Source organism: Limosilactobacillus pontis, from assembly GCF_002940945.1.
Lineage (GTDB): Bacteria > Bacillota > Bacilli > Lactobacillales > Lactobacillaceae > Limosilactobacillus > Limosilactobacillus pontis_A.
In genome coordinates this window covers 299,425-324,826 of sequence record NZ_PNFV01000001.1, presented here as the reverse complement: position 1 = coordinate 324,826, position 25,402 = coordinate 299,425, and the positions used below count along the sequence as shown (strand labels likewise).

The following is a 25,402-nucleotide window of genomic DNA, read 5'->3' as shown; positions in this document are numbered from 1 at the left end:
AAAACACTTCCTAAATGATTTCAATTTAGTAATCTACACTTTAATGGTATCATTAATTTATTAAATTAAGTAATTGGAGGAACTAGAAAATGACAGACTGGTTAAAAGCGGCACAGAGTCAGGAGAAAGATTACCTGAACGATTTAACAGCTCTGATGAAGATCCCGAGTGTCCGGGATGACTCAGCGGCTACTGACGAATATCCACTCGGTCCCCGACCAGCTCAGGCCCTAGCCGCCTTTCTCGAGATGGCAGAGCAGGATGGCTTTCGGACTAAAAATATCGACAATGTGGTCGGCTATGCGGAATGGGGCGAAGGAGACGAGACCCTAGCTATTCTAGCGCACTTAGATGTCATGCCAGCTGGCAAGGGTTGGGATACGGATCCCTTCGACCCGGTAATCAAAGATGGCAATCTTTACGGCCGAGGAGCTTCCGACGATAAGGGCCCGGGGATGGCCGCCTATTACGCCCTGAAGTACCTTAAGGATCAGGGAGTCATCTTTAATAAGCGGGTTCGCTTCATTGTTGGTACCGATGAGGAGAGCAACTGGACTGGGATGCATCGTTACTTCGAGGTTGAACCAGCCCCGACCCTAGGTTTTTCACCCGATGCTGAGTTCCCGGTTATAAACGGTGAAAAAGGGCAGGTCTCATTGAAGATTGGGGCGCCAGCTACCAATGGTGACCAATTTGTTCTGGAGAGTTTCCACTCCGGCTTGCGGTTCAACATGGTGCCTCGGGAGGCTGTCGCCTTAGTCACAGTTCCCGACCGTAAGACAGTTACGGCAGCCTTTGCTCAATTTGTCGATGACAACCCGATTAAGGGGACAGCTGAGGAAACCGCCGATGGTCTGCGATTGACGGTGATTGGTAAGGCTGCCCATGGGATGGAGCCGGAACAGGGGATTAACGCCGGAACTTATCTTGCTAAGTTCCTTGACCAGTATGACTTTGCAGGTGGTGCTAAGAGCTTCATCCACTTTCTGGCCAAGTATCTCCATCTCGATACCCGAATGACAGCTTTTGATGGTGCTTTTACTGACCCGGTAATGGGTGAGCTGACCATGAACGCGGGAATTCTGAACTTTGACCAGGATAAGGGAGCAGACATTGATATGAACTTCCGTTTTCCTAAGGGAATCACTCCTGATGAGCTTGAGGCCAACGTTAAGCAGGTTACTGACCAGCTAAAAATGACGGTAAAGCAGGGCGCCTCCCAAGAACCACACTATGTTGATCCAGCGGACCCAATCGTCAAGATTTTAATGCAGGCCTATATTGACCAAACCGGCGACGAGAATGCCAAGCCTGAGGTTGTCGGCGGTGGGACTTATGGCCGCCTTATGGAGCGCGGGGTTGCTTTTGGAGCCTTGATGCCGCAGACACCAAACACAATGCACCAAGCTAATGAGTTTCAACCGGTGGCTGACTTGATTAAGTCGATGGCTATTTACATGGAAGCCATCAATAATTTGGTGACTGATTAGTGCACATTTGTGCAAGAGTGGTAAAATAAAGGTGTAGTAAAAAGGAATTTTTGGAGGTGTTTTTATGAGTTATCAAAAGATCCTAGTCGGAATTGATGGTTCGACGCAATCAGATATGGCTTTCAACAAGGCAGTTGAAGTTGCCTTGCAAAACAATGCCCAACTTAACTTGCTGAGTGTCATCAATGGCGAACGGTACCCAAGTACGGGCCCAAGTGGCTATGGATTCGTTGACCACAGCATCTATGAATCCGCGGTTGAAGAAATGAAGAAACGACTTGGCGCTTATCGGACGAAGGCGGAAAATGCTGGAGTTAAGGATGTTAACGATGATGTTGTTATTGGCAATGCCAAGCTGGAACTGGCTGAACACTATCCAAGCGAGCACAATATTGACCTGATTGTTATCGGGGCCACCGGTTTGAACGTGGTTGGCCGTCTGATCGTCGGTTCAACTGCTGCATATACGATTCGTGAAGCACCTTGTGACGTCACGGTTGTCAAGACCGATATGAATAATAAGAAGCTGGATATTAAGAAGGATAGCTATCCAGAAATTTAAGCTGAAAGTGAGTGGCTGGGGAAATGATATTTTCTTCTAGCCACTTTTTTGCGAATATTGCAATGCAGGTGCAGAGGCCAGACAAAGCGTCGCGGCTCTTTTTTCTTGGTCGTTTTGTGAGTAAAAGAATGGTAAATTAAATCAAAGCTAGTATAATCGTGAATGTTAGGTGTTGAAACACCATTACTTTGATGATAGGAGTAGTCCTTCGATGCAATTACGACTTAAATACCTAATCAGCGTGGTAGTTGCCCTGCTGATTGTGCTCTTGCTGGGTGCTGGTATCCACCAGCACATTCATTTCAACCGCAACACGACTATTAATGGGGTGCCGGTGGGCGGCTTGACCGCTAAGCAGGCATACAATAAAGTCAAGGGTAGCAAGCGCGCTAATCAGGTCTATCTAAACGGCCAGTTGATTTATCAAGGCAAGGCAACAAACTCTGGCATCGATAGTAAAGATCGGGCAAAGTTCGACCAGGCGCTTAAAAAACAGATGACCTTCTTCCCGTCCAGCAAGCGGCAAAATATCCTTATCTGGACCGACGAGCTTAAGAACGATCCTCAGTCAGCAGCCAAAAAGCAGGCAGTGATCAACCGCCTTCAGCAGCTGAATCAGGGGCGGCGGGCCCCAGTCGATGCCTATGCTGTGTTGGAACATGGTAAGGTTAAGCTGGTGGCTGCCAAGGCAGGGACCAAGTATGATCAGGCAACCCTATTGAAGCAGTTTAACCGGCGGGCAGCCAACGGGACTGTTCGGCTGACGGCCAAGCGTCAGCAGCCCTTGTCTGCGCAGAGCAAGACGGTACAAAATGAGAAAAAACAGCTTCAGAAGCTGATCGGGCGCAGCGTTACCTACAAGGTGGAGGACAAGACCTATCACTTCACGACAACGGACGTGATCACGAAGGCTACTTACCATAACGGAAGGTACCAGTTCGACACCAGCGCAATCGATGAGAAAATCAAGAAGATAAACCAGGCCCAGGCTACACTGGGGCGGGCCTTTAAGTTTAAGACCCACGATGGTAAAATGATTACTACCAATCAGAAGGGAACCTATGGCTGGAAGATCAGCGCCCAGCGTGCCGGTCAGACGCTGGCCCAGGCTCTAGCAGCTGATAAACGGGAAGTCAGTGCCGATCATGATATTTACGGAATTGGCTATACGACCCGTGGGACCGGCTACGGAGTCACTAGTAATGACGGCATCGGCGGTACCTATGCGGAGCTGTCCATTGCCGATCAGCACGCTTGGTTCTACCGGGACGGGAAGTGTGTCTTTGATGCGGACGTTGTGACGGGCGCCAACAATCCTCAAAACGAAACGCCAAAGGGAGTCTGGTATATCATGTACCAGCAGTCCCCATCCGTGTTGCGAGGAAAAAACAATAATGGTTCTAATTACACTAGCAAAGTTCAATACTGGTCGCAGTTCACCAATAGCGGTTGCGGTTTCCATGACGCCAGCTGGCGAAAGAACTGGTCAAAGACTGCCTACCTGAACGGGGACAACGTAGCTACCGGTGGTTCTCACGGTTGTGCCAACATGCACCCGAGTGACGCCGGGACGGCCTACCACGCTCTTCAGGTTGATGAACCGGTGATCGTATACTAAGATAGGAGCGGAAATGAAGCGTGACAGAAGCTTATTTCCCGTAACTTAATATTCGGAGAACTAAACGTGGCTGGTGAGAAAGCAAAATTTTCTCCCAGTCTCGTCTTCACGTTCCCCGCAAACATAAATAGGCCTCCAGTGTTCGGCTTTGCCGTGCAGTGGAGGTCATTTTGTAACTACGCTGTTTGTACTTATAACAAAGTAAAGTCCTTTGCTTAAGCAAAATAATGTCACTCCTTTGTTTTCCCGTACTTAATTAATAGGGACATGAGAACGGAGGGACATAATGAATAAGCCAATTTTAATTAGTACTGTTGCGGCTTTGATGATGACGCACTCGGGGATGGTGGTAGCTGCTAGCGCAATGACTGATCCAGCCCAGGAGGCTGCTAACGCAATTATCAACCAACAGTCGATTGACGAGCAGGATATCCGACAACGTGGGGAATCATATGCGGCGGCATTTCTGACTGCCTTTCGCCGATTGAGCATCGATTACCAACAGGCCTTTGAGCAGGGGGTTGCGGATGGCCGCTTGGGTCAACAGCGGACTGTCACTGGCGCCGTTGCCGCTGTAGCTTACCAACGTGGCTTGGCCCGTGGACAGCTGTTACAGGGGGCCGCTGATGCAACATCGGATGATACAACAAGAACGATGGAACCAACGTTACCTGACGATAATATTGGTCAGGTAACGCAAGCAACCGACGAAGACACAACTAATACTGAAACGTCAGCAACAGGAAATCCAGATCAGGAAGACTACGCGATACAGGTACCAACCAATAGCCAGCGAGCTTTCATTAACCGTCTGGCAACGGCCGCCCAGCAGGTGGGGACCGAGTATGACCTCTATCCGTCGGTGATCATTGCCCAGGCTGCCCTAGAGAGCAATTGGGGAACCAGCCGGCTTGGCCGAGCACCCTTTCATAATCTCTTCGGGGTGAAGGGCTACTTTGCTGGTCAGACGACGAACCAGCCGACCAGCGAATATCTGGGCGGCCGGCAGCTTTTGGTAGTCGATAATTTTCGTCGCTACCAGAGTGATGCCGCGGCTCTTCATGACTATGCCGAGACTCTCCAGGCACCGCTCTATCGTGGGGTTCATCGGCAATATGCCGCCACCTACCGCCAAGCTACGCACGCTCTTCAGGGACGGTACGCGACTGATCCTCAATATGAACAGAAGCTCAATCGACTGATTGATGGTTTTCAGCTGACTCGCTACGACCACCGACCACGTCATGCGGCGGCTGATCATACGGCACCAGTCAAGGTCAAAGTGGCTGACGATCGAGTATCGCAACTAGACCGATCAACTAAACCGCTCCATCGGGATCGGCAGCATCGCAACTTCTCAACTGTGGTCTCGGTGATTGGTGGCCTGGGTTCCGCTGGCCTGATTGAAATTGGAAGACGATTATTTTTAAAATAAAAAAGGACCGAGAAAGGTCTCGGCCTTGGTTTAGCGAATTGAAGCCAGCCGGTCGTCGATCATGCCCAGGACGGTTTCCACGTTCTTCGGGTTTTCTAGATCGTAGGTTTCCAGGTCGATCTTCATCTTGGGACTGGCGTCGTAGTCCTTATACCATTGCTTGTAGGCACTCCACATCTTGTAATAGTAGTCCTTAAGCTCTGGGTTGTCGTCAATTTGCTCGTAGTCCCGGCCCCGCTTCTTGATCCGGTAGAGGATCGTTTCGAAGTCGGTCTCGGAATATACCATGAGGTCCGGTGCTTTTTTCGGTAACTGCTGCAGATCTTTCATCATGTTATCGAGCAGCTTGAGGTAGACCTCGAGCTCGGTATCCGTGATGTTACCTTCAGCGTTGTTCTCACGGGTAAACAGGGCGTCCTCGTAGATTGAGCGGTCGAGGACGTTATTGTCATCGGACAGCGCCTGCTTGATCATTGAAAAACGCTTGTTTAAAAAGTAGATCTGAAGCAGGAAACCATACTGCTTTGGATCCTTATAGTACAGTGGCAAGACTGGATTGTCGCCGACTGGTTCGAAAAATGCTTTAGTGTTAAGGTGTTCGGCAATCTTTCCCGTCAGAGTGGTTTTGCCGACACCAATCATTCCTGCTGTAATTATCACCATGATGGCCCCTCTTTACTTTTAATAACACAGAAACCATCTTACTACAAAATGTTGTGGATTCCTATGGTAAATTTTGCTAGATTTAGTAGGAAGATGGTTTATTTATCGTTTAAAAACAAACCAAAAACCGACTATGGCGGCTCTGGTGCAGGCCATAAGCGGATAAATTAATTTCGAGGGGAAAATGACATGGAAAAGATGACGGAGCGCGTGGTGCGAGAACAACTGGTGCTGGCTATGCAGCAGGGGTACCTAGTTGAGGTACACAACCTACCTGGAGATGATTACTTCAATGTTGGATTCGTGGTGGGGATTGATCCGACCTTCTGCCTGTTGATCAGCATTGACTGGGATGGTAAGATTAACGGCCTGATTGTCATTCGGATTAGCAGCATTATGGCGATCATCAAGGGAAGCGACTACCTGACAACCGTGTCTGAGAAGACTAAGGTGGCCCACCGTTACCATTACTTTGATATCTGGCAGGTACAACGGTTCTTGGATGACCATCCGGAAATTACCAGTGGCAACTTGCTCGGCAATGCCCTAGCCGATGCTTACGACCATCATCTGCCAGTCGTAGTAGGAACACAAAAATATAAGGGGAACGATGACTTTATTGGTCATATTGTCCAACTTGATCGGATCCAATTAGTCCTTCACTACTTCAACGAACACGATCTTTCGTCTCTTTGGGAATATCAAGTCCTCTTGGCTCAAATCGACTACCTGCGTTTCCGGGGAACGCAGATGGCCACCGGTCAGCAGATCTTCCGGGATATTTTTCCAGAAGAATAATTGCAACGGTCCCTGAATTAATATAAAGTTAAAGTAGTAAATGAAAGTGGTGGGACCAACATGAGTAAAAAAGTAACAATTCGCGATATTGCACGGCTCGCTGGTGTTTCGGTAACGACGGTATCACAGATCTTAAATGGCAAGGGTGAGCGTTTCAGCAAGAAGACCCAGGACAAGATCTTTAAGCTGCGTGACGAGTATGGTTATGTGCCTGATTTCAACGCCCGTAGTCTGATTCTCCGCCGGTCATCGAGTATGATTGGGGTCCTGGTGCCTAACATAAGCAGCCCCTTCTTTGGTACCTTCGTCGAGGGGGTTCAGCAGGTTGCCCAGCATGAGCGGATGATCCCGCTGATTTTCAGTGCCGATCGGGATGCCGAGTTGGAACAGAGCTACCTCTCTCAGATGCTGGAACGGTCAATTGACGGCTTGATCATCGCCAGTGCTACTATGACTACCGATACGATTGATAAGATCATTGGGGCCCGCGACGTTCCATATATCCTCTTTGACCAGAACTATGCTCAGGAGGGGACCCGGGTGCTGACCGATGATTACCATGGGGGTGAATTGGCAGCTCAGCACTTGGCTGACCTCGGCCACCGCAAGATTGCAATTTTGGAGCCGCAAGAGTTGAGTGATAACTTTACCCAGCGGCTGAGTGGCTTTCAAGATTGTCTAATTAAAAATGATATCGAACTCGATGTGAATCATAATGTGATCAAGGCCCCATTGAGCCGACGGGGCGGTTATGATGCTGCCGCGGCGGTCATTCAGACCGGGGCAACTGCAGCCTTCGCTGGTAATGATGACATGGCGATCGGCCTGATGCGGGGGTTAAGAGAACGCGGCGTCGAGGTACCAGACCAGATCTCTGTGATGGGGTATGATAATATCTATCTCGATGAATATGTCTCACCACAGCTGACAACAATTAGTCAGCCGATTACCGATTTGGGGATTGGTGCGGCTAAGATGCTGCTTAACAAGATCCATTCTGACCAAGAACAGGAACAGATACAACGCTTTCCGGTGAAGCTGATTCAGCGGCAGAGCACGGCAAAGCTACAATAGTCACGATAAAAGGAGTTATTTAATCATGAGTAACAAGGTAACAGTTGTTGGAAGTTTGAATGTTGATACGACGCTTCGGATCAAGCGGATGCCGTTGCCGGGTGAGACCCTGGCGGCCGCTGACAAGACCAGTGCCGCTGGTGGGAAGGGGGCTAATCAGGCCGTCGCAGCAGCTCGGTCTGGGGCTAAGACAGCCTTTGTCGGCCAGGTCGGTACGGACAACGGCGGTGAGATGATGATCAAAGATCTTCAGGATAACGGCATCGATACGACCGGTATTCGGGAGAACGACCAGGTTGGTACCGGTTCGGCAGCCATCTTGCTTGATGAGGACGGGCAGAATAGTATCTTAGTTTACGGGGGTGCCAACCAGCAACTGAGTGTTGATGACGTGGTAGCGGCTAAGCAGCAAATTGCGGCGGCCGATTTCGTGATTGCCCAGTTTGAGACTCCTCAGTCAGCCACGCTGAAGGCATTTCAAATTGCCAAGGCAAACGGAGTCAAGACGATCCTAAATCCGGCCCCGGCTCAAAAGATTGACCCAGCCCTCCTAAAGCTAACGGACCTGATTATTCCCAATGAAACGGAGAGCGCTTCGCTGACGGGTATCATTATTACTGATGAGACCTCGATGCTAATGTCGGCGGCCAAGTATGCTCAGATGGGGGTTCGCAACCTGATCATTACGGTTGGGGCGAAGGGAGCTTTCTATTGCACACAGGACGGGTATAACTTTGTACCGGCCTTTAAGGTTAATGCCGTCGACACTACCGCGGCCGGTGATACCTTCATTGGGTCTCTGGCCTCACAGCTGAAGCCAGACATGAGCAATATTGAGAAGGCCTTGGTCTATGCACAGCGGGCTAGTTCGCTGGCGGTGCAGAAAATGGGAGCTCTGCCGTCCATTCCAACGCACGATGAGATTATCGCTGCCAGCCAAAAGTAATCAGGACAGTCGATTAATGAACCAAGGGATCGCAGCTGTTTGGGTTGTGATCCCTTTTCAAGTCTAGTAAACTAAATGAAAAAAACGAGGTAAGGCAATTGAAAGCAGAATACCTGATTAAAATTATTCTTCCGACCTTTATCATCTTCGCGGTCTTGGTTTGGCTGACGGCCGCCCATGTTATCTCCGGCTGGTTAATGTACCTCCTCTGGGTACTGGGCTTTGTTTGTGCTAACTTCTGGGTAACCAAGGTGACGGCCAAGCGGAGCTACCACCGTTTGAAAAAGCAACGGGAGGAGGAAGCCAAACGGCGTAAGTAATGAGAAAACCTGCTAATTTATCCAACCTTTTTTACCGGATCGGGATCATACTGATCCTGTTCTTATTGATTCAGATGCCGCCGGGAGCTATCATCATTGCCAATCGCCATCCAGACAACCTTGTCCTGACGATTTTTCTGATGGCGATCTTTTTAATGATCTTTGCCTTCATCATTGGTTGGGCCCGGCGCCTTTACCAGCGTTATGACCAACTGGGGCGTGGCGGGCGCCTGCGACCAGGACTGGTGGCCGGTGGTTATTTGACCCTGCTAGTGGGAATGATGTTCTTCGGTCAGCTGAATGAGCTGTTGTTTCACCAGAGCCAGACCGCTAATAACGCGGCTGTTGCTCAGATGCTCAACCATAATCAATTGGCTACTATTGTTTTTGTCATTTCGACCTGTACCCTGACGCCGATAGCTGAGGAGCTGATCTTCCGTGGTGTCCTGACCAACCTCTTCTTTCCGGCGCGTTGGTTTTGGCCTAAAGTGGTTTTGTCAGGGATTGTCTTTTCCTGTGCTCATCTCAGCACCAACATAGTGAGTTTTTGTACCTACTTTTTTATGGGGATGGTGCTGGCCTACGTTTACCGCCGGTCTCAATCTCTGAAGAACTCAATTGCCCTTCATGCCATCAATAATATAGTGGCAATGGCCATGCTCATGAAAGTTTAAAAAGACTCTTGTAATCGCTTCCAATAAATGGTATATTATAGACGTGGAAGGAAAGAAGAATAGAGGACATGATTTGTCATGACACCTCCCACTTGTTCAAAGCGCCGAAGGAAGTTATGGAGTAGGCTAGAAGCAACGTAAGTGTGACCAGAAATATCGATTTAAGTTTTGAGTTCGTTCAAGTTCTGCAATAGGGTCACCAGGGTGCACTTTGGCAGTGGTTATATAAATGCGACTTTGCGGAAGTTTAGAATCAAAGATAATGGTAATGTAATTAGTTCCAGTGCAAAGTGGCAAGATTCCTTCCGTAAGCTATTGAAGGACACAGGTATCGTGCTTGTGTCCTTTTTGTGTACTATAATATTTATGAGGTGATTAAATGTTTCTATCAACAGAAGCTTTTCCCCAGGCTCACCGGATTCTGGGTATTGTTAACGCGACGAGTCATCTGATGCTGCCGAGTGAGGATATCGATGCCTTTGAGTCAATGGACCAACTATTCAGCGATGTTGAGGCTAAGCTTAAATCCCGGGCGACAGGTAAAGGGGCTGATGGCGTGGTTAACGTTCGTTTCACCACGAATGTTGCCAACGTTCAAGTAGCCCCAAAGTTCTTGGTGGTAACTGGTTATGGAACCATGATCCAACTGGTCAATAATAAAAAGATGAAGTGATACCTTGGCGGTGGTCACTTCATCTTTTCTTTTGGCTTAGTTTTGAGTTCTCGAATTTCGGCAGCCAGCTCTTGGTTGGTCTTTTCAACCTGGTCGAGCTTGTCGAGGATCTTCTGCATCCGATCATCTGCATGATCATGAATGAAGAGGTTGGTCAGCGAACTGGTCAGCACCCCGACAATCCCAATTCCAACGATCATCAGGAAAATTGCAGCAAGTTTCCCAATGAAGGTATGTGGTGAGATGTCCCCGTAACCGATGGTGGTTGCGGTAGCAATGGCCCACCAGAGCGAGCGGCCGTAGGGAACGTGCTCACTCACTGAGTACATTGATGCAGCAATGACTAGAATACAGATGCTGGTATAGATGATATAAATTAGACCATTGGTATGGAGGAGTCGGTTTAGCTTCCCGGTCAATCCAATCAGGCGCAATAGGCGGAAGATTTGGAAAAATCGTGCCAGACGTCCCAGTCGGAAGATGTTGAAAGCTGGCGAGGCAGGAATGATTGAGAGCAGGTCAAAGATGTTGTCTTTGAAAAACTTCTTTTTGTCCTTGGCGAGCGCCAGCCGGCCGAAGTAGTCAATCGTAAAGATGATTAGAAGAATGTTGTTGAGTAGCTCTGGATAACCAGAGCTCAAACTGATGACCCCACCGAAGTTCAGGATAATCAGGAAGATTGAGACGAGGGCGAGAATGGCCATCACGATGTCGTACAGTTTGTTCTTGGTCAAATTATTCACGGTCTTTTCGTTGATTTTGTATTAATTATATCAGATCCAGGCGGGGACTTCCGGGGAAGTTAGTACGAAAGCAGGTGGTTGGGGAACAACACAGCATTTCGTATATAAAAAAGCAGGAGCATAATACTCCTGCTTACGTAAGCGGGTAACGAGAATCGAACTCGCGACGCAACCTTGGGAAGGTTGTGTTTTACCACTAAACTATACCCGCAAAACTAGCTCAATTAACTTACTAAGCTAGTATATAACCTTTCTGACTATTTGTCAGCCTTTTTTGTTGATTTTTTTCGAGTTTTTTTCTTGGTGGTCGTCTTTGACTTAGATGTTGACTTGGCTGCCGGCTTTTTCTCTTTAGCCTCATCTTCTTCATTGTCCTTTTCCTCGCGTGGAACAGCCTTAATCATCTTCGCTTCCTTCTGGCGAATCACGGCCCGTCCGTTCAGCTCATTGACACCGCTCTTGTCGGCGGGATCAAAGTCTTGGATTGAAACCATAATTGAGTTAGTGTAGACCTTTTCAACGACACCGGAGAAGTCGTGGTCCATTGGGCAAAATTTCTTGCCCTTTACAACATCACCAATTTCAAAATCAGCCACTAAATTTCACCTCATTATATGTTCGTTTACAATACATGCTACTTTACACTTTTTGACAATCTTTTTCAAGTTAAAAGTCCGCTGGTATCGTGCGAAGGGGCATGCTAGAATTAGGAGAAAGGAGGGACCATCAATGTTACAAGCAATCGCAATCTTTGCCACCGCATTCTTGATTGTCGCCAATCTCGGTGGTAATAAGGCCCAAAAGGAGAAGCATGTGACCGATTGGCTGATTTTTGCTCGGCTTTGTTTTTTCGTTTTACTGACCGTTTCTATTGTTAGGCTGATTTTGATTTTTCCAAATGAGTTGGGAAGCGGGATCGGTCTGATAATCTACTTGATTCTGGTGTATGCCTTTATGGAGACAAACTTTCGCTTGAAGCGTGAAACCTTTGGCAATCCTAACCGATCATACATCGTCATTTTTGCCCTGGTGATTGCCCTGATCGCGGTCACATTCTGGTTCTAAAAAATTTTTAAAATTAATTTTGAAAAAGGCCTTGCAATTATTCTGGATTTAGATATAATAATTTATGTTGTCTGGTTGAGATAACAAAACAACTTAACAACAGAGATGCCCCAGTGGCGGAATTGGCAGACGCGCAACGTTCAGGTCGTTGTATGGGTTTCCATGTACAGGTTCGAATCCTGTTTGGGGCATATTTGAAGAAATTCAATAAAATATAAAAGCTCGATAAACGTTATAAGGTCAACGTTTATCGAGCTTTTCCTTTATTTCAAGAAACATGAAAAAACATGGGAAATCACACACTCTGCACACAAACTGCACACATCAAATCTGCTCCATAATGATAGCAATCTGCTTATCAGTCTGATTTTTATACTCATCAATCAGGTAGGCATACACATTAGAGGTAGTAGCCACACTGTTATGGCCCAAGCGTTTACTGATAGTGTATATATCTATCCCGTGTGCCAGCAGAAGGGCCACATGAGAGTGTCTAAGGCTGTGGAAGTGGAAACCACTACGATGGAGCCATTATAAGAATGAGGGCTACTACGGATATCAGTTTAAGGCCTACGAAGACCTCGTTACCTCGATCGATCAATACATTTACTTCTACAATCATCAATGTTATCAAGAAAAATTAAACAGCTTGCCCCCGGTGGAATACCGGCATCAAGCTGCCTAAAAGTTTTGAATAATTGTTTGTCTACTTGACAGGGTGCAGTCCAGTCCACCTTGACCTTACGCTTTTTGTTTTCGTTTATCCCTTTTAATAGAACCGCCCCCTTTCCTTGAGGGCTTGTATTATTGTGTATTCATATCTTGGTAAACGAATTTAACCTGGTCACTAGGGATGAGTTAATAGGCCATCAATAATAATGCTCTATGCTGGCGAGTGTCTTACCCATTTTCCCCTGTTCCGGAATTTAAGCCAAGGAATTTTATGGTAGAAAAACATCATATTGGAACACCATAAAGTTAAAAGTAAGCCGGCCGAGCTGGTTCGCTCATTGCCGTCATTCATAATAAAATAATCTTAAAATTAGCGGCTTGACCGTGAAGTGATCCACAGCCAAGCCGCTTTGACTAGCTTATTTAAATGTTTAGAGTTGAATGCTATTGAGTACGCTCTTCATAGCATCAGCTGAGTGCGCCATTTTAACTTGTTCATCATCGGTAAGCGGGTATTCGATGACCTGACCGATTCCCTGGCTATTGATGACTGCTGGCGAACCAAGGTAGAGGCCCTCGATTCCGTACTGACCCTCCAGTGGTGCTGAGATTGGGAGGACCACATTTCGGTTCTCAATGATGGCACTGGTGATATAGGCGAGGCACTTGGCAACTCCATAGAAGGTAGCACCCTTGTTGGTGATGATCTCACCCCCAGCCCGGTGGACGTCGTCTTCTATCTGTGCCTTATCTTGGTCGCTGAGCTGGATTCGTTCGGCGAGTGGTTTGCCATTGATGGTAATCTCGTTGAAGGCAGCAAATGAGGTATCGCCGTGTTCGCCCAGAATCTGGGCATCAACGGCATTGACCGACAGGTGGAACCGATGACTAAGCAGGATTCGTAACCGCATTGAGTCTAAGGAGGTCCCGGTGCCGATGACCCGTTCTTTTGGGAAACCACTGATCCGCTGGGTGAGGGTTGTCAGGATATCAACTGGGTTACTAGAGATAACGAAGACTCCCTTGAAGCCTGCGGTTACGATCGGATCAACGATTGACTTTAAGATGGCAACATTTTTATTGACCAGATCCAGGCGTGACTCCCCGGGTTTACGGGCGACTCCGGCCGTAATCACGACCACATCTGCATTGTTAGCATCCGCATAACTGCCGGCGATTACTCGGACAGGACTGGTTAGCGGAGTGATATCGGCCAGGTCGCTGGCGTCGCCGATCGCCTTTTGCTGATCGCGGTCGACGATGACCAATTCGTCGATCTCGTGGGTCGATTGAAGCAGGGAGAAGGCAAAGGCTGAACCGACTGCCCCATCACCGACGAGAACAACTTTGTGCGTATATTCATCAAGCATTGTGATTAGCTTCCTTTCCTAATTCAACTTGAGCAGCCCAGTGGTTAATCGGACCAAACTGATGACCAATCGTCAGGGGATGAGCGATGGCGGTATAAACCGCATCCTTGGCCCGTTGGACAGCACTAGCAACATCCCGTCCCTTGGCAAGCTCGGCGGTGATGATGGCAGAAAAAGTATCCCCGGTGCCGTTGAGTCGGCTGGTTTTAATGAAAGGTTTGGACATCCAGAAGTGATCGCCGTTAGCCAAAAGGACCAGGTCGTCGACAGTATCTTGGGATGTATCACTATGGGCACCCTTGATAACAACATTTTTAGCCCCTAACTTATGGAGATGTTGGGCGGCCGTGAGCAGGTCATGGCGGTTACTAATAGTCATTTCAGTCAGCTTCTGGGCTTCAAAGAAGTTAGGGGTGATTACTGTAGCCAGGGGAATAATCCGTTCTCGGAAGCGTTCGTAGGCTGATTGGTTCAATAGCATCGCCCCATGTTTGGTAATAATGACCGGATCAACCACCAGGGGCCCAAAGATTTGGGCATCATAATTATCTGCCACGACATTAACTATATCGTCGTTGGCCAGCATTCCGGTCTTAGCAGCGCCAATCGTGAAGTCTCGAGCCAGCTGGTGAAATTGCTCGGCAATAAACTCCTTGGGCATTACCTGCTGCGCGGTGATGTCGTAAGAGTTGCCAGCAACGGCGGCTGTCAGAATACCATGGCCGTAGACCCCATCGGCAAAGAAGGCGTGGAGGTCGGCCGGCATTCCGGCACTGCCGTCGGAATCATGACCAGCAATAGTCAGGGCTTGGATATTTTGTTGTGTCATTCACATCATCCTTTCACCATTTCTTAATACGTTGATTTTAGCATATAATTGTGGCGGTCAGGTCGGTTAACGATTTTCCTTGTAATTGAATTAGATTTTGTTATAATGGAACAGTGTTAAGGCCAATGATCAAGGAGTAGTAGTAATCGGGTGCTTTACAGCGATCCTATGATGGTGTGAGTTAGGAAATGCATCGATTATGAAGGCGTGCCTTGTAGGTATAGTTTAATAAGTAAGAGTGGAATTCTAATTCAATTAGAGTGGTACCGCGGGAATTAACCTCGTCTCTAGTAAGCCTGATTAGCTTATTGGAGACGTTTTTAATTATAAGGAGGAATATTATGGACGAAAAGCAAAAAGTTGCCACTGCGCTTTCAAAGGCGCTGCCAGAGATGGATATTACCGCCATCGTAGATAAGATTGAACGGCCTAAGGATGCTAAGAACGGGGACTATGCCTTCCCAACCTTCTTCTTGGCTAAAACCTTGCACAAGGCTCCCCAGATGATCGCCAGTGACTTGGTGGAAAAGGTTGACCACCAGGGCTTCGATAAGGTGGTCGTAGCTGGCCCATACATCAATTTCTTCCTTGATAAGGAGGAAGTTGGCGCCGATGTCTTGAAGGAGATTTTAAGTGATCCTGAACACTATGGTGACCTGGACCTTGGTCACCAGGCCAACGTTACGATCGATTATTCATCACCAAACATCGCCAAGCCGATGGGAATGGGGCACCTGCGTTCAACTATGATTGGTGAAGCCGTTGCCCGGATCATGGAGAAGGTTAACTATAACCTAATCCGGATCGATTACCTTGGTGACTGGGGTACCCAGTTTGGAAAGATGATGGCTGCCTACAAGATGTGGGGCGACGAACCAGATGTTCAAAAGGGGTTGAAAGAAGACCCAATCGATACCCTGGTTAAGCTTTACGTCCGGATTAACACCGAAGCCGATGAGCACCCTGAGTACACTGAGGCCGGTCGGGCATGGTTTGCCAAACTGGAACACGGTGACGAGGAAGCCTGGAAGTTGTGGCACTGGTTCCGTGAGATGTCTTTACAACGGTTCCAACGGGTTTACGATATGCTGAATGTCCATTTTGATTCCTTTAATGGTGAAGCTTTCAGTGCTCAGAAGATGGATGAACCGATCCAGTTGCTGAAGGACAAGGGACTGCTCAAGGAGAGTCGGGGAGCTCAGATTGTTGACCTCGACAAGTACAAATTACCACCACTGCTGATTATCAAGTCCAACGGGACGACTACTTACATTACCCGTGACCTGGCTACGGCCCTTTTCCGGAAGCGGATGTATGGCCACGCTAAGTCTCTCTATGTTGTAGGGGCTGACCAGGAGACTTACTTCCGTCAATTACGGATGGCCCTGAAGAAAATGGGCTTTAACTGGTGGGACCAGATCACTCACATCTCATTTGGACTGATGAACCTGAACGGGAAGAAGATGTCCACGCGGAAAGGGAACGTTGTTTCGTTGGAAGACGTCTTAAACGATTCCATTGACCTGGCTCGGAAGCAGATTGCCGAGAAGAACCCAGACCTGAAGAATGCCGATGAGGTGGCTAAGCAGGTCGGTGTTGGTGCCGTTATCTTCCATGATCTGAAGAACTACCGGCGGAATGCAGTTAACTTTAAGCTGGAAGATGTTGTTAAGTTCGAAGGGGAAACCGGTCCGTACGTTCAATATGCTCGTGCTCGTGCTGAGAGTATCTTGCGGAAGGGCGGTATTCGTGACTTCAGCGGCGTTGATCTGACCAAGGTTGGCGACTCAGCATGGGACCTGATCAGCTTCTTAGGTCAATACAGTGAAGCTATCAAGCGGGCTGCACTGAATTATGACCCATCTGTAGTTGCCAAATACGCTCTGGAACTGGCTAAGAAGTTTAACCAGTACTATGCCCACACCCGGATTTTGGATGAGGACGAGGGTCAACAGGCCCGGTTAGCATTGACTCAGGCTGTCAGCAACGTCTTGAAGTCTGCACTGAACCTGTTGGATGTTCAAGCGCCAGACGAAATGTAATTTATTAGTACAGACAAATAAGCGGGGCTAGTGAGATGTTTTTCTCACTAGCCCCGCTTATTGCTTTTAAGCTTAATTTGCGTAGACAGCCTGCTTCAGGATGCCAACGTAGGGAAGGTTACGGTAGAGGTTGTTATAATCCAGTCCATAGCCGACCAAGAACTCGTTTGGCGTAGTAAAACCCACGTAATCCCCCTCAATGTCAACTTCACGCCGGGCTGGTTTATCGAGAAGAGCGCAGACAGCAACGCTCTTGGCACCCCGGTCTTTTAACAGTTGAACCAGATATTTGAGTGTACGGCCAGTGTCAATGATATCCTCCATGATGATGACGTCCCGACCGGCAACGTTGGACTTGAGATCCTGGAGAAGCTTGACTTGACCGGTGGAGTTAGCCCCGTCGTAGCTGGAAACATCAACCAGATCAACATTGAGTCTGAAATTCAACCGCTTGAGCATGTCGCTGGTGAAGATCATTGCTCCGGTCAGGACTGAAACCACCAGTGGATTCTGGTTGTGATACTTATTGGTGAGCGCGGCGGCCAGCTCATCCAGGCGGCGATCAATTTGTTCCTGGCTGTAGAGTACCGCTTCGATATCATTGTTCATGTAAATTCTCCTCTTCCCCTTAGAAAATTACTCGAAAGGTAAATTTGATGATTGATAGTCAGATTTTAACACATTAATAGCCTAAAATTAAGTCATAAATTAATTTTAATTGAATCAAGCGACAATAATGTTCGGGTTTAGCCAACGATGAATGTTAACCCCCGAATGGTAAGCTTTGGTAAAAGCCCACGGAATAGTGTGGCCAGGTCCCGGTTATATGCTAAAATGACAGACAGTCAATTAATGAACTGAGGAATGAGAATGAAGCGAGAACCACAGAAGAAACCTTTCAAAGAACAGGTGATGGCGTGGTTGAAGGCCACCGGTACCCGTGTCTGGGCCGTCCTCAAACGGGGCGGTCGGCGGGTCAAAAAATGGATCGGCAGATTCTGGTATCGTTACCAGCTGACCCGGTGGATTATTGCCATCTGCCTTGCCTTGTTCCTAATCATGAGTATTCACTTGACATTTGTCGCTAAGACCGCTGACGTCAAGAACCTGAAGAACCGTCTAGAACGGACCACAATGATTTATGACCGCAACAAGCAGTCGGCTGGAAGCTTGTACGCACAGAAGGGAACCTACGTCAAATTGGACCAGATCTCCAAGAACGTACCCAACGCTGTGCTGTCAACTGAGGACCGTAATTTTTATAAGGAACACGGTTTCTCAATCAAGGGGCTCGGTCGGGCAGGCTTCCTGCTAGTCAAGAACAAGCTCCTTCACCGTGACTATATCTCTGGTGGGGGGAGTACCATTACGCAGCAGCTGGTCAAGAACGCTTTCTTAACCCAGCAGCAGACCTTCTCACGAAAAGCCCGGGAGATCTTTATTGCCATTGAGGTTGAGAATCAGTACAGCAAGAACGAGATTCTGACGATGTACCTCAACAATGCCTACTTTGGCCATGGAGTTTGGGGGGTTCAGGACGCTGCCAAGCGCTACTTTAACGAGAATACCAGCGAACTAACAGTTCCCCAGGCTGCCACCTTAGCCGGAATGCTGACCTCACCGGGAATCTATGATCCAATTGACCACCCGGCGGCTACCAAGCAACGGCGTAACCTGGTCCTCCAGCTGATGGTTGAGAATGGTAAGCTAACCCAAGCTCAGGCCAATCAGTATAAGCAGACACCATTAGCCACCAGCAATGGGTACGCGCCAAATGATACTTACAAGTACCCGTACTTTTTCGATGCGGTAATTGCCGAGGCAGAGAATAAGTATGGAATCTCCGAAAAAGATATCATGAACAATGGTTACAAAGTCTACACGACCCTGGATCAGGATCAGCAGCGCTCAATGCAGCAAACCTATGATGATGACGACAACTTCCCGGTTAACACCGCAGATGGCACCAAGGTTCAGTCGGCCTCAATTGCGATGGACCCGAAGACCGGTGGGGTAACTGCAGTTGTCGGCGGCCGGGGCAAGCACGTTTTCCGTGGCTTCAACCGGGCCACCCAGATGCGGCGTCAGCCAGGGTCGACCATCAAGCCGATTGTTGTCTACACACCGGCCCTTGAACACGGCTACTTCTATGATTCAACACTCCAGGACAAGAAGCAGTCCTATGGAACAAATCATTATACGCCGAAGAATTATGATGATACCTACAGTGGGTCGGTACCGATGTACAAGGCCCTGTACGAGAGTTTGAATGCTCCGGCGGTCTGGCTGCTTAACAAGATCGGTGTCAACCAAGGTTACTCGATGGCCGAGAAATTTGACTTGCCAGTGGAGAAGGGAGACAAGAACCTGGCACTAGCCCTCGGGGGAATGACCAAGGGGGTCTCTGTCCAGCAGATGGCCCGGGCTTACGCTACCTTCGACAATGATGGTCAGATGCCAAGTGCCCACTACATAACCAAGATTGAGGATGCCTCGGGTCGGGTAATTGCCCAGAATAAGGGAAACAAGACTAAACACGTTATTTCGGCCAAGACGGCCCGAGAGATGACCAGCATGATGATCGGGGTTTATGCTCATGGAACCGGGGCTAGTGCCAAGCCAGCAGGCTACACCTTAGCTGGGAAGACCGGGACGACTAACTCCGGTATCAAGGGCGCTGAGGATAACGACCGTGACAAGTGGATGATCGGTTATACGCCGGACGTCGTAGTGGCCACTTGGGAGGGCTATGACGATACCAACGCTAGCCACGCTCTGGTTGATATTACCGACCGTAATATCAACGTTCTGTTCAAGAATGAGATGACGGGAATCCTGAATAATACTCCGGGGACCAAATTTACGGTCAAGGATGCCCAAGAACGGGCTCAAAGCAACACCAATAAGTCGGGAGGCGGCTGGAAGTCCCTTTTTGATAACGATGGTGACCTGCTCAATCAGTTTAACCAGTCAGTCAATAATTTTGGCAACAAGGCCAGCCAGTGGTGGAACGGCGTGAAATCGCTATTTTAATTACTAGTCTAAACATGATACAATTTACAAAGATTCAATAACAAAGCAAAGGGGATTATCATTTATGGTTGTAAACATCTACGACACGGCCAACGAGATGAGTCGGCAGTTAGTTAAAACGCAGGAATTTCAAAATCTGAAGAAGGCCTTTGATGCCTTGAAGGCAGACGAAGACGCCTTCACTTCATTCAAGAAGTTCCAACAGATGCAGGTGGCAGCTCAAAAGAAGCAGATGCAGGGTCAAAAGCCAAACGACGACGAGATCAAGGCCATTCAGACCATTGCCCAAGAAATCAGTGGCAAAAAGGCCGTTCAGGACCTGATGAACCAGGAACGTCAAGTTGACCAGATGCTGCAACAAGTCAACAAGACGATCACGGAACCGTTGCAGAACCTTTACAGTGAGATCATGCCAGACGACGCTGAAAACAAGTAATTAACCAATTAAGACCAGGTAGGTGGCAGTTACCACCGCCTGGTCTTTTTTAGAACAAATTATGAAGAAGCGGTAAACATTTCCTTACCAAGACTGGACCGGGCGGGGAAGTGTGGTATATTTGATTGGTGAAGTTTTCGAATAAAATTAATTTAAGGGATGTGTTTTTTTGAAATCCAAAAAATTATTAGCGATTGTTGCGGGGGTTGCTCTGATGATGCCCCTTGCTGCTTGTGGTAACAAAGCTGTGGCCACGACCAGCGGTGGTAAGATTACCGAGAGTGAATACTACAGCAGTATGAAGGCCACCAGCAACGGTAAGCAGGTTCTTCAACAGATGATTCTGGATAAGGTTCTGCAGAAGGAATACGGCAAGCAGGTTTCCGATAAGCAGGTCAACGCTGAATACAATAGCTACAAGTCGCAGTACGGCTCTCAGTTCAGTGCGGTTCTTCAGCAGAACGGTCTGACGGAGAAGACCCTAAAGCAGCAGATCCGGTCCAACCTATTATTGCAGGCAGCCGTACGTGATTACTCCCACATCACCAATAAGCAGATTAACAAGCAGTGGAAGAAGTACCAGCCAAAGGTTCAGACTGCAGAAATCCTGGTTGGCAGCAAGTCTGAGGCTGAGGACATTATCAGTCAGCTGAATGATTCCGATAACGCCTACAAGACCTTTAAGAAGCTGGCTAAGTCCAAGTCAACTGACAGTTCCAACAAGGACCAGGGTGGAAAGGTGCCAGCCTTTGACAACACTGACTCCCAGCTTGACTCCGCATACAAGAAGGCTGCCTTCAATCTGAAGACCGGTGAATACACCAAGACACCGGTCAAGACAGATGATGGCTACCAGGTTATCTACATGATTGAACACCCAGCCAAGGGGAAGAAGAGTCAGCACATCAGCGACCTGCGGAACCAGATTGTCCAGAAAAACATGAACAACAGTGCCTTCCTCCACAAGGTGGTTGCCAACGTCCTGAAGAAGGGGAATGTCTCTATCAAGGATAACGACGAGAAGAACATCCTGGATGACTACCTTAACTCCAACAGTACCACTAATGGTAACCTGGGAAAGACCAACCCAACTACGGCGTCCGACTCCAGTAAATAAATGCTAAATAAAAATTGCCAAGCCCGTGTAAAACGGTGCTTGGCAATTTTTTATTTACGTTCGTCTAAGCGTGTCATGATCTTTTGAATCCGCGCCAGACGGGGGGCATTTTTGAATTGCCACTTGGCGACGTCTTTGTTGACCCCTTCGATGAAGTGGTCAACTCCGTTTAACGCCTGCTGTAGCTGCTGGATATTGCCCTGCAGCGTGGTGAACTGGCTCTGGATTTTCTTGACCATCGTGATCATTTCTCTGATTTCATTCAGCATTATTGTTCATCTTCCATTTGGTCCTTGATGGCCTGTTGGATCTGCCGGTACTTTTCGTCATTGTAGTTGCCGGAGTTATCCTTGAAGATCATCTTGAAGTCATCGTTATCAGTGTAACGTGGGATAAGGTGAATGTGGGAGTGGAAGACGGACTGGTAGGCCACCTTGCCGTTGTTGTTGACCACGTTCATCCCCTTGATGGCCGGATTAGACTCCTTGATTGCCCGGGCAATTTTTGGTAGTCGGGAGAAGACGGCGCTAGCGAGGTCCTGATCGTAGGCAAAGAGGTCAGGAACGTGCTTCTTAGGAACAACCAGGGTATGACCCGGGGTGCCCTGCGAGATGTCTAGGAAAGCCTTGACTACGTCGTCTTCGTAGACGGTGTAGCTTGGAATTTCACCAGCAATAATTTTACAAAAGATACAATCGGTCATGATGTACACCCTCCTTTTGGTTTACTATCTCCTAGTATAACTTAAAATACGTCTTTCTTCACTGCGGAGAGGATAATCTGGTATGTTATAATTAAATGCTGAAGAAATTTTAATATAAAAAAGAAGGGATCGCGACAATAATGGCACTTGAGATTAAGAACCTGGTTGGGGGCTACTCCCAGCTCCCTGTGCTGAAGGACGTCAGTTTGGATGTCCAACCCGGTGAACTTGTCGGGCTGATTGGGCTGAACGGGGCCGGTAAGTCAACAACGCTCAATCACGTGATCGGCATTCTGCGACCGTTTTCCGGGAAGATTACGCTGAACGGGCTCAGCATCCAGGATGAGCCGGAGAAGTACAAGCAACAGATCGCCTATGTTCCCGAGACGCCGATCCTCTATGATGAACTGACACTAAAGGAACATCTGGAGTTGACGATGGATGCTTATGGTTTAGATCATGACCAGGCATGGCAGCGAGCTCACCGGCTTCTGAAGACTTTTCGACTTGATAACAAACTGGACTGGTTTCCGGCTAACTTCTCCAAGGGGATGAAGCAGAAGGTGATGATTTGCTGCGCCTTCATGACTAACGCCAAGCTTCTGATTGTCGACGAGCCCTTCTATGGCCTGGATCCACTGGCTGTGCATGACCTGTTAAACCTGATTGAACGTAAGAAGGAGAATGGGGTGGCGGTTTTGATGTCGACCCACGTTCTTGATACCGCTCAGCGTTACTGTGACCGTTTCGTTCTGCTGGCTGACGGAAGGGTCCGGGCCCGCGGTACTCTTGATGAGTTACGTAAGCTCGGTGATCGGCCAAACGAATCATTGGATGAGATCTATCTCCATTTAGCAAGGGATGGTCATCATGAATAATCTGTTTAATAAGCGGCGCCAGCGTCACTTCATGCTCCTGTTGAAGTACTGGCGGCTGGTATTCAACGACCACTTTGTCATTGCCCTCTTCTTCCTGTTTGGGGCCTTGGCATATGGCTATGCGCAGTGGCTGCCCCAACTCGGTCCACAGCTTTGGTGGAGCCGCTGGCTACTGGTGGCATGGTTCACCGCCCTGGCCCAGGTTGGTCGGTTGGCGACCCTCGTGGAGCGGCCAGACCCGGTCTTTCTTCTGCCTCAGGTTGGACACATGCAACGCTACCTGCGTCAAGCTGGTCGTTATAGCCTGATCCTGGGTGAGCTGATGACCCTGGCGGGGACTTTTGTTGCCCTGCCTTTTGCTCTGACAACCGAGAAAATGACAACAGTGGCCATTGTAGCTGCTATTCTGTCTGCTGTCTTAGCAAAGGCCAGCTGGCTACAGCTGGCTCAGGGGATGGTCAGCCAGCAGTGGGTTCGGCAACGATCGTGGCTGCGCTTGTTCCAGTGGGGAATTCCCCTGGTTATCGCCGTGGTCACCTGGCTTGTTAATCCACTGGCTGGTGCGGCCCTCGGGATTGTTATCATGGTGGCGACGACCTGTCTCTTCCACCCAGCCAAGCTGATGATCGACTGGCAGATGGCGGTTAAGACGGAAGACGACCGGATGTACAGTGTCTACCGTTTCTTCAACCTCTTTACCGACGTGCCAAAGGTCCAAGGCAATGTCAAACGGCGGGCCTGGGCTAATGGGTTGATCCGTTTACTGACGGCCCCTGGGCATCCCTGGGCATACCTCTATGCTCGCGGCCTGCTACGCAACACCGATATTAGCGGGATCATTATCCGGCTGACTCTGCTGGCGATGGTGGTGGTCTTCTTGGTGCCGATCACCTGGCTCAATACCGTTCTGGTGGTTTTGTTTATCTATTTGATAGCGACCCAGTTGATGCCGCTGTTTGACCAGTTTGACGGCAACGTCTTCACCCACCTCTATCCGGTGACTGTTGCCCAGCGGCAGGCCGATTTTTCACGACTCTTGGTCAGCGTGACTACTCTGGTGGCCTTGCTGATTGTTTTGGCCAGTCTCGGGATCGAATTAAACTGGCGGCAGTTCCTGATTAATCTGGTTCTGGCCGTTGTTGAAGTAGTATTGCTTACCCGGTTTTATTTCCGGGCCCGAATTAAGAAATTAAGTGAGGAAATTTAAATTATGCGTGTTAAACATAAGAAGTGGGCCGATCCATTGATTACGGCCCATCCAGAAATGATGATTACAAATGCCGCTGACTGGAAAGGCAAGTGGCAGCAACGCTTTGCTAAGCCGCAGCCAATCCACCTGGAAGTTGGAATGGGGAAAGGCCAGTTCATCATTGGAATGGCCAAGGCTCATCCGGAATTCAACTTCATCGGCCTGGAGATTCAACGGACAGTAGCAGCGATTGCCTTAAAGAAAGCCTTAAGCGAGAATCCGCTGCCGAACCTGCAGCTGATTTGCGGGGACGGTGAAGATCTCAACACGTTCTTTGAACCTCACGAGATTGACCAACTGTATCTGAACTTCTCCGATCCGTGGCCAAAGAAGCGTCATACCAAGCGGCGGCTGACCTACAAGACCTTCCTGGCTAGTTATCAGGAGATCTTAAAGGCCCAGGGAGCAATTGAACTGAAGACTGATAACATGGGATTTTTTGAATTCTCTCTACAGAGCATGAATAACTTTGGAATGCACTTTGATGGTGTCTGGCTTGACCTTCATAACAGTGAAGAGGGTGAGCACAACGTCGAGACTGAGTACGAGCAGAAGTTTGCGGCTAAGGGTCAGCCAATTTACAAGCTGACCGCTCATTTTGAATAATAGAAAAATGGCTGATGAGGGATTCCTTATCAGCCATTTTTAGTTAGTCTTCAATTCGTTTGAGTTCCAACAGGCTACCAGTATAGGCGTCAGCCTTGAACTCATAATTAATTAGCTCCTCGTCTTCGCGGCGGGTCAGGCCACCCTGGTAGGCACTCGTCTTAACAGCAAAGCGCTGAAACGGTACCGGATGGTGGTCGATCCAACTCCCGGCAATCTGACCTTCACGGGCAAAATCGTTGCGAACCATTCGCAAGATTCGCCGCGCGGACATTGGCCGATTGCCAAAGAGCTTACCCGCAATGAAGCCGGCAAGCCCGGAAGCCCCGAGGGTAATCGGGACGATCCAGGGGTTAGCTGTATTGTTTGAATCGTTCATTTTAGATTAAATTACTTCTTTCTTGAA

28 protein-coding genes, 2 tRNA genes and 1 pseudogene are annotated in these 25,402 nt (G+C 48.5%); 20 read left to right on the top strand and 11 right to left on the bottom strand.

Translation table 11 applies throughout. The features are described from left to right. Window positions 1-89: 89 nt before the first annotated feature. The 4 genes from pepV (at window position 90) to CK797_RS01600 (ending at window position 5,105) form a co-directional block, all read left to right on the top strand. Complete coding sequence (gene pepV / locus CK797_RS01615) at window positions 90-1,490, top strand: dipeptidase PepV (RefSeq protein WP_104688069.1); 1,401 nt, start codon at window positions 90-92, stop codon at window positions 1,488-1,490. Window positions 1,491-1,554: 64 nt separating this feature from the next. After that, the gene (locus CK797_RS01610; protein WP_104688068.1) at window positions 1,555-2,052 is read left to right on the top strand and encodes a universal stress protein; all 498 of its coding nucleotides are present in this window, start codon (window positions 1,555-1,557) and stop codon (window positions 2,050-2,052) included. Window positions 2,053-2,263: 211 nt separating this feature from the next. Next, window positions 2,264-3,670 (top strand): L,D-transpeptidase, encoded by a 1,407-nt coding sequence (locus CK797_RS01605; RefSeq protein WP_104688067.1) that lies wholly within the window; start codon window positions 2,264-2,266, stop codon window positions 3,668-3,670. A 286-nt stretch (window positions 3,671-3,956) separates the two neighbouring features. Beyond that, on the top strand, window positions 3,957-5,105 hold the full coding sequence (locus tag CK797_RS01600; RefSeq protein WP_104688066.1) for a glycoside hydrolase family 73 protein: 1,149 nt from the start codon (window positions 3,957-3,959) through the stop codon (window positions 5,103-5,105). A gap of 30 nt (window positions 5,106-5,135) precedes the next feature. Here CK797_RS01600 and CK797_RS01595 read toward each other — a convergent pair whose 3' ends face one another. Further along, a complete protein-coding gene (locus CK797_RS01595) occupies window positions 5,136-5,768 on the bottom strand; it encodes a deoxynucleoside kinase (RefSeq protein WP_104688065.1) in 633 nt (210 codons plus the stop codon). A gap of 189 nt (window positions 5,769-5,957) precedes the next feature. Between CK797_RS01595 and CK797_RS01590 the strand changes: the two genes are divergently transcribed. From CK797_RS01590 to CK797_RS01565, 6 genes are all read left to right on the top strand, one after another. After that, a complete protein-coding gene (locus CK797_RS01590; protein WP_104688064.1) occupies window positions 5,958-6,566 on the top strand; it encodes a hypothetical protein in 609 nt (202 codons plus the stop codon). Window positions 6,567-6,626: 60 nt separating this feature from the next. Continuing rightward, the gene (rbsR, locus tag CK797_RS01585; protein ID WP_104688063.1) at window positions 6,627-7,640 is read left to right on the top strand and encodes a ribose utilization transcriptional repressor RbsR; all 1,014 of its coding nucleotides are present in this window, start codon (window positions 6,627-6,629) and stop codon (window positions 7,638-7,640) included. Between the two features lie 25 nt (window positions 7,641-7,665). Then, window positions 7,666-8,586: a ribokinase gene (rbsK, locus tag CK797_RS01580; protein ID WP_104688062.1), complete on the top strand. Its 921-nt coding sequence runs from the start codon at window positions 7,666-7,668 to the stop codon at window positions 8,584-8,586. Window positions 8,587-8,684: 98 nt separating this feature from the next. Further along, window positions 8,685-8,906, top strand: coding sequence for a hypothetical protein (locus CK797_RS01575; RefSeq protein ID WP_104688061.1), 222 nt, complete (start codon window positions 8,685-8,687; stop codon window positions 8,904-8,906). Continuing rightward, the gene (locus tag CK797_RS01570) at window positions 8,906-9,580 is read left to right on the top strand and encodes a CPBP family intramembrane glutamic endopeptidase (RefSeq protein WP_225365002.1); all 675 of its coding nucleotides are present in this window, start codon (window positions 8,906-8,908) and stop codon (window positions 9,578-9,580) included. Before CK797_RS01575 ends, CK797_RS01570 begins: the two co-directional genes overlap by 1 nt. 379 nt (window positions 9,581-9,959) lie before the next feature. Beyond that, a complete protein-coding gene (locus tag CK797_RS01565; RefSeq protein WP_104688060.1) occupies window positions 9,960-10,253 on the top strand; it encodes a hypothetical protein in 294 nt (97 codons plus the stop codon). Between the two features lie 14 nt (window positions 10,254-10,267). On the opposite strand, the gene CK797_RS01560 is transcribed toward CK797_RS01565, so the two are convergent. The 3 genes from CK797_RS01560 to CK797_RS01550 form a co-directional block, all read right to left on the bottom strand. Next, a complete protein-coding gene (locus tag CK797_RS01560) occupies window positions 10,268-10,987 on the bottom strand; it encodes a potassium channel family protein (RefSeq protein WP_104688059.1) in 720 nt (239 codons plus the stop codon). 149 nt (window positions 10,988-11,136) lie between these two features. After that, window positions 11,137-11,207, bottom strand: a tRNA-Gly gene (locus CK797_RS01555). A 46-nt stretch (window positions 11,208-11,253) separates the two neighbouring features. Then, the gene (locus CK797_RS01550) at window positions 11,254-11,592 is read right to left on the bottom strand and encodes a hypothetical protein (protein WP_104688058.1); all 339 of its coding nucleotides are present in this window, start codon (window positions 11,590-11,592) and stop codon (window positions 11,254-11,256) included. 133 nt (window positions 11,593-11,725) lie between these two features. Here CK797_RS01550 and CK797_RS01545 point away from each other — a divergent pair, with 133 nt between their 5' ends. Next, on the top strand, window positions 11,726-12,061 hold the full coding sequence (locus tag CK797_RS01545) for a hypothetical protein (protein WP_104688057.1): 336 nt from the start codon (window positions 11,726-11,728) through the stop codon (window positions 12,059-12,061). A 107-nt stretch (window positions 12,062-12,168) separates the two neighbouring features. Further along, a tRNA-Leu gene (locus CK797_RS01540) sits at window positions 12,169-12,252 on the top strand. Window positions 12,253-12,385: 133 nt separating this feature from the next. On the opposite strand, the pseudogene CK797_RS01535 reads toward CK797_RS01540, so the two are convergent. Further along, window positions 12,386-12,589: pseudogene (locus CK797_RS01535) on the bottom strand (tyrosine-type recombinase/integrase); the annotation flags it as partial. Here CK797_RS01535 and CK797_RS09230 point away from each other — a divergent pair. Then, window positions 12,561-12,746, top strand: coding sequence for an IS3 family transposase (locus CK797_RS09230; protein ID WP_104688095.1), 186 nt, complete (start codon window positions 12,561-12,563; stop codon window positions 12,744-12,746). The pseudogene CK797_RS01535 and the gene CK797_RS09230 sit on opposite strands and share 29 nt — an antisense overlap. Window positions 12,747-13,164: 418 nt before the next feature. Here CK797_RS09230 and CK797_RS01525 read toward each other — a convergent pair whose 3' ends face one another. Next, window positions 13,165-14,103, bottom strand: a complete 939-nt coding sequence (locus tag CK797_RS01525) for an L-lactate dehydrogenase (RefSeq protein ID WP_104688055.1) — start codon at window positions 14,101-14,103, stop codon at window positions 13,165-13,167. Beyond that, on the bottom strand, window positions 14,096-14,932 hold the full coding sequence (thiD, locus tag CK797_RS01520) for a bifunctional hydroxymethylpyrimidine kinase/phosphomethylpyrimidine kinase (RefSeq protein WP_104688054.1): 837 nt from the start codon (window positions 14,930-14,932) through the stop codon (window positions 14,096-14,098). The genes CK797_RS01525 and thiD overlap by 8 nt, the downstream gene beginning before the upstream one ends. 341 nt (window positions 14,933-15,273) lie before the next feature. On the opposite strand from thiD, the gene argS reads away from it, so the two are divergent. Next, on the top strand, window positions 15,274-16,974 hold the full coding sequence (gene argS, locus CK797_RS01515; RefSeq protein WP_104688053.1) for an arginine--tRNA ligase: 1,701 nt from the start codon (window positions 15,274-15,276) through the stop codon (window positions 16,972-16,974). 72 nt (window positions 16,975-17,046) lie between these two features. Here the strand turns inward: argS and hpt are convergent, their stop codons facing one another. Further along, window positions 17,047-17,583, bottom strand: a complete 537-nt coding sequence (gene hpt / locus CK797_RS01510) for a hypoxanthine phosphoribosyltransferase (protein WP_104688052.1) — start codon at window positions 17,581-17,583, stop codon at window positions 17,047-17,049. Window positions 17,584-17,844: 261 nt separating this feature from the next. Between hpt and CK797_RS01505 the strand changes: the two genes are divergently transcribed. The 3 genes from CK797_RS01505 to CK797_RS01495 all read left to right on the top strand — a co-directional run bounded on the left by CK797_RS01505 (window position 17,845) and on the right by CK797_RS01495 (window position 21,560). Beyond that, on the top strand, window positions 17,845-20,007 hold the full coding sequence (locus tag CK797_RS01505; RefSeq protein ID WP_104688051.1) for a PBP1A family penicillin-binding protein: 2,163 nt from the start codon (window positions 17,845-17,847) through the stop codon (window positions 20,005-20,007). Between the two features lie 64 nt (window positions 20,008-20,071). Then, window positions 20,072-20,443 carry a YlbF family regulator gene (locus CK797_RS01500; RefSeq protein ID WP_104688050.1) on the top strand — a complete coding sequence of 124 codons (372 nt, stop codon included), beginning with the start codon at window positions 20,072-20,074 and terminating at the stop codon, window positions 20,441-20,443. A 169-nt stretch (window positions 20,444-20,612) separates the two neighbouring features. After that, window positions 20,613-21,560 carry a peptidylprolyl isomerase gene (locus CK797_RS01495; protein ID WP_104688049.1) on the top strand — a complete coding sequence of 316 codons (948 nt, stop codon included), beginning with the start codon at window positions 20,613-20,615 and terminating at the stop codon, window positions 21,558-21,560. 50 nt (window positions 21,561-21,610) lie between these two features. Here CK797_RS01495 and CK797_RS01490 read toward each other — a convergent pair whose 3' ends face one another. Together CK797_RS01490 and CK797_RS01485 are read right to left on the bottom strand one after the other, a co-directional pair. Continuing rightward, entirely contained in the window at window positions 21,611-21,829 is a 219-nt protein-coding gene (locus CK797_RS01490) for a hypothetical protein (RefSeq protein ID WP_104688048.1), read from the bottom strand. Then, window positions 21,829-22,263: an HIT family protein gene (locus tag CK797_RS01485; protein ID WP_104688047.1), complete on the bottom strand. Its 435-nt coding sequence runs from the start codon at window positions 22,261-22,263 to the stop codon at window positions 21,829-21,831. The genes CK797_RS01490 and CK797_RS01485 overlap by 1 nt, the downstream gene beginning before the upstream one ends. Window positions 22,264-22,403: 140 nt before the next feature. On the opposite strand from CK797_RS01485, the gene CK797_RS01480 reads away from it, so the two are divergent. From CK797_RS01480 to trmB, 3 genes are read left to right on the top strand one after another with little or no spacing between them, the layout of a single operon-like run. Further along, window positions 22,404-23,141, top strand: a complete 738-nt coding sequence (locus tag CK797_RS01480) for an ABC transporter ATP-binding protein (RefSeq protein WP_104688046.1) — start codon at window positions 22,404-22,406, stop codon at window positions 23,139-23,141. Continuing rightward, on the top strand, window positions 23,134-24,348 hold the full coding sequence (locus tag CK797_RS01475) for an ABC transporter permease (protein WP_104688045.1): 1,215 nt from the start codon (window positions 23,134-23,136) through the stop codon (window positions 24,346-24,348). Before CK797_RS01480 ends, CK797_RS01475 begins: the two co-directional genes overlap by 8 nt. Before the next feature lie 3 nt (window positions 24,349-24,351). After that, complete coding sequence (trmB, locus tag CK797_RS01470) at window positions 24,352-24,996, top strand: tRNA (guanosine(46)-N7)-methyltransferase TrmB (protein ID WP_104688044.1); 645 nt, start codon at window positions 24,352-24,354, stop codon at window positions 24,994-24,996. Window positions 24,997-25,039: 43 nt separating this feature from the next. On the opposite strand, the gene CK797_RS01465 is transcribed toward trmB, so the two are convergent. Beyond that, window positions 25,040-25,375: a hypothetical protein gene (locus CK797_RS01465; RefSeq protein WP_104688043.1), complete on the bottom strand. Its 336-nt coding sequence runs from the start codon at window positions 25,373-25,375 to the stop codon at window positions 25,040-25,042. Window positions 25,376-25,402: the final 27 nt, after the last annotated feature.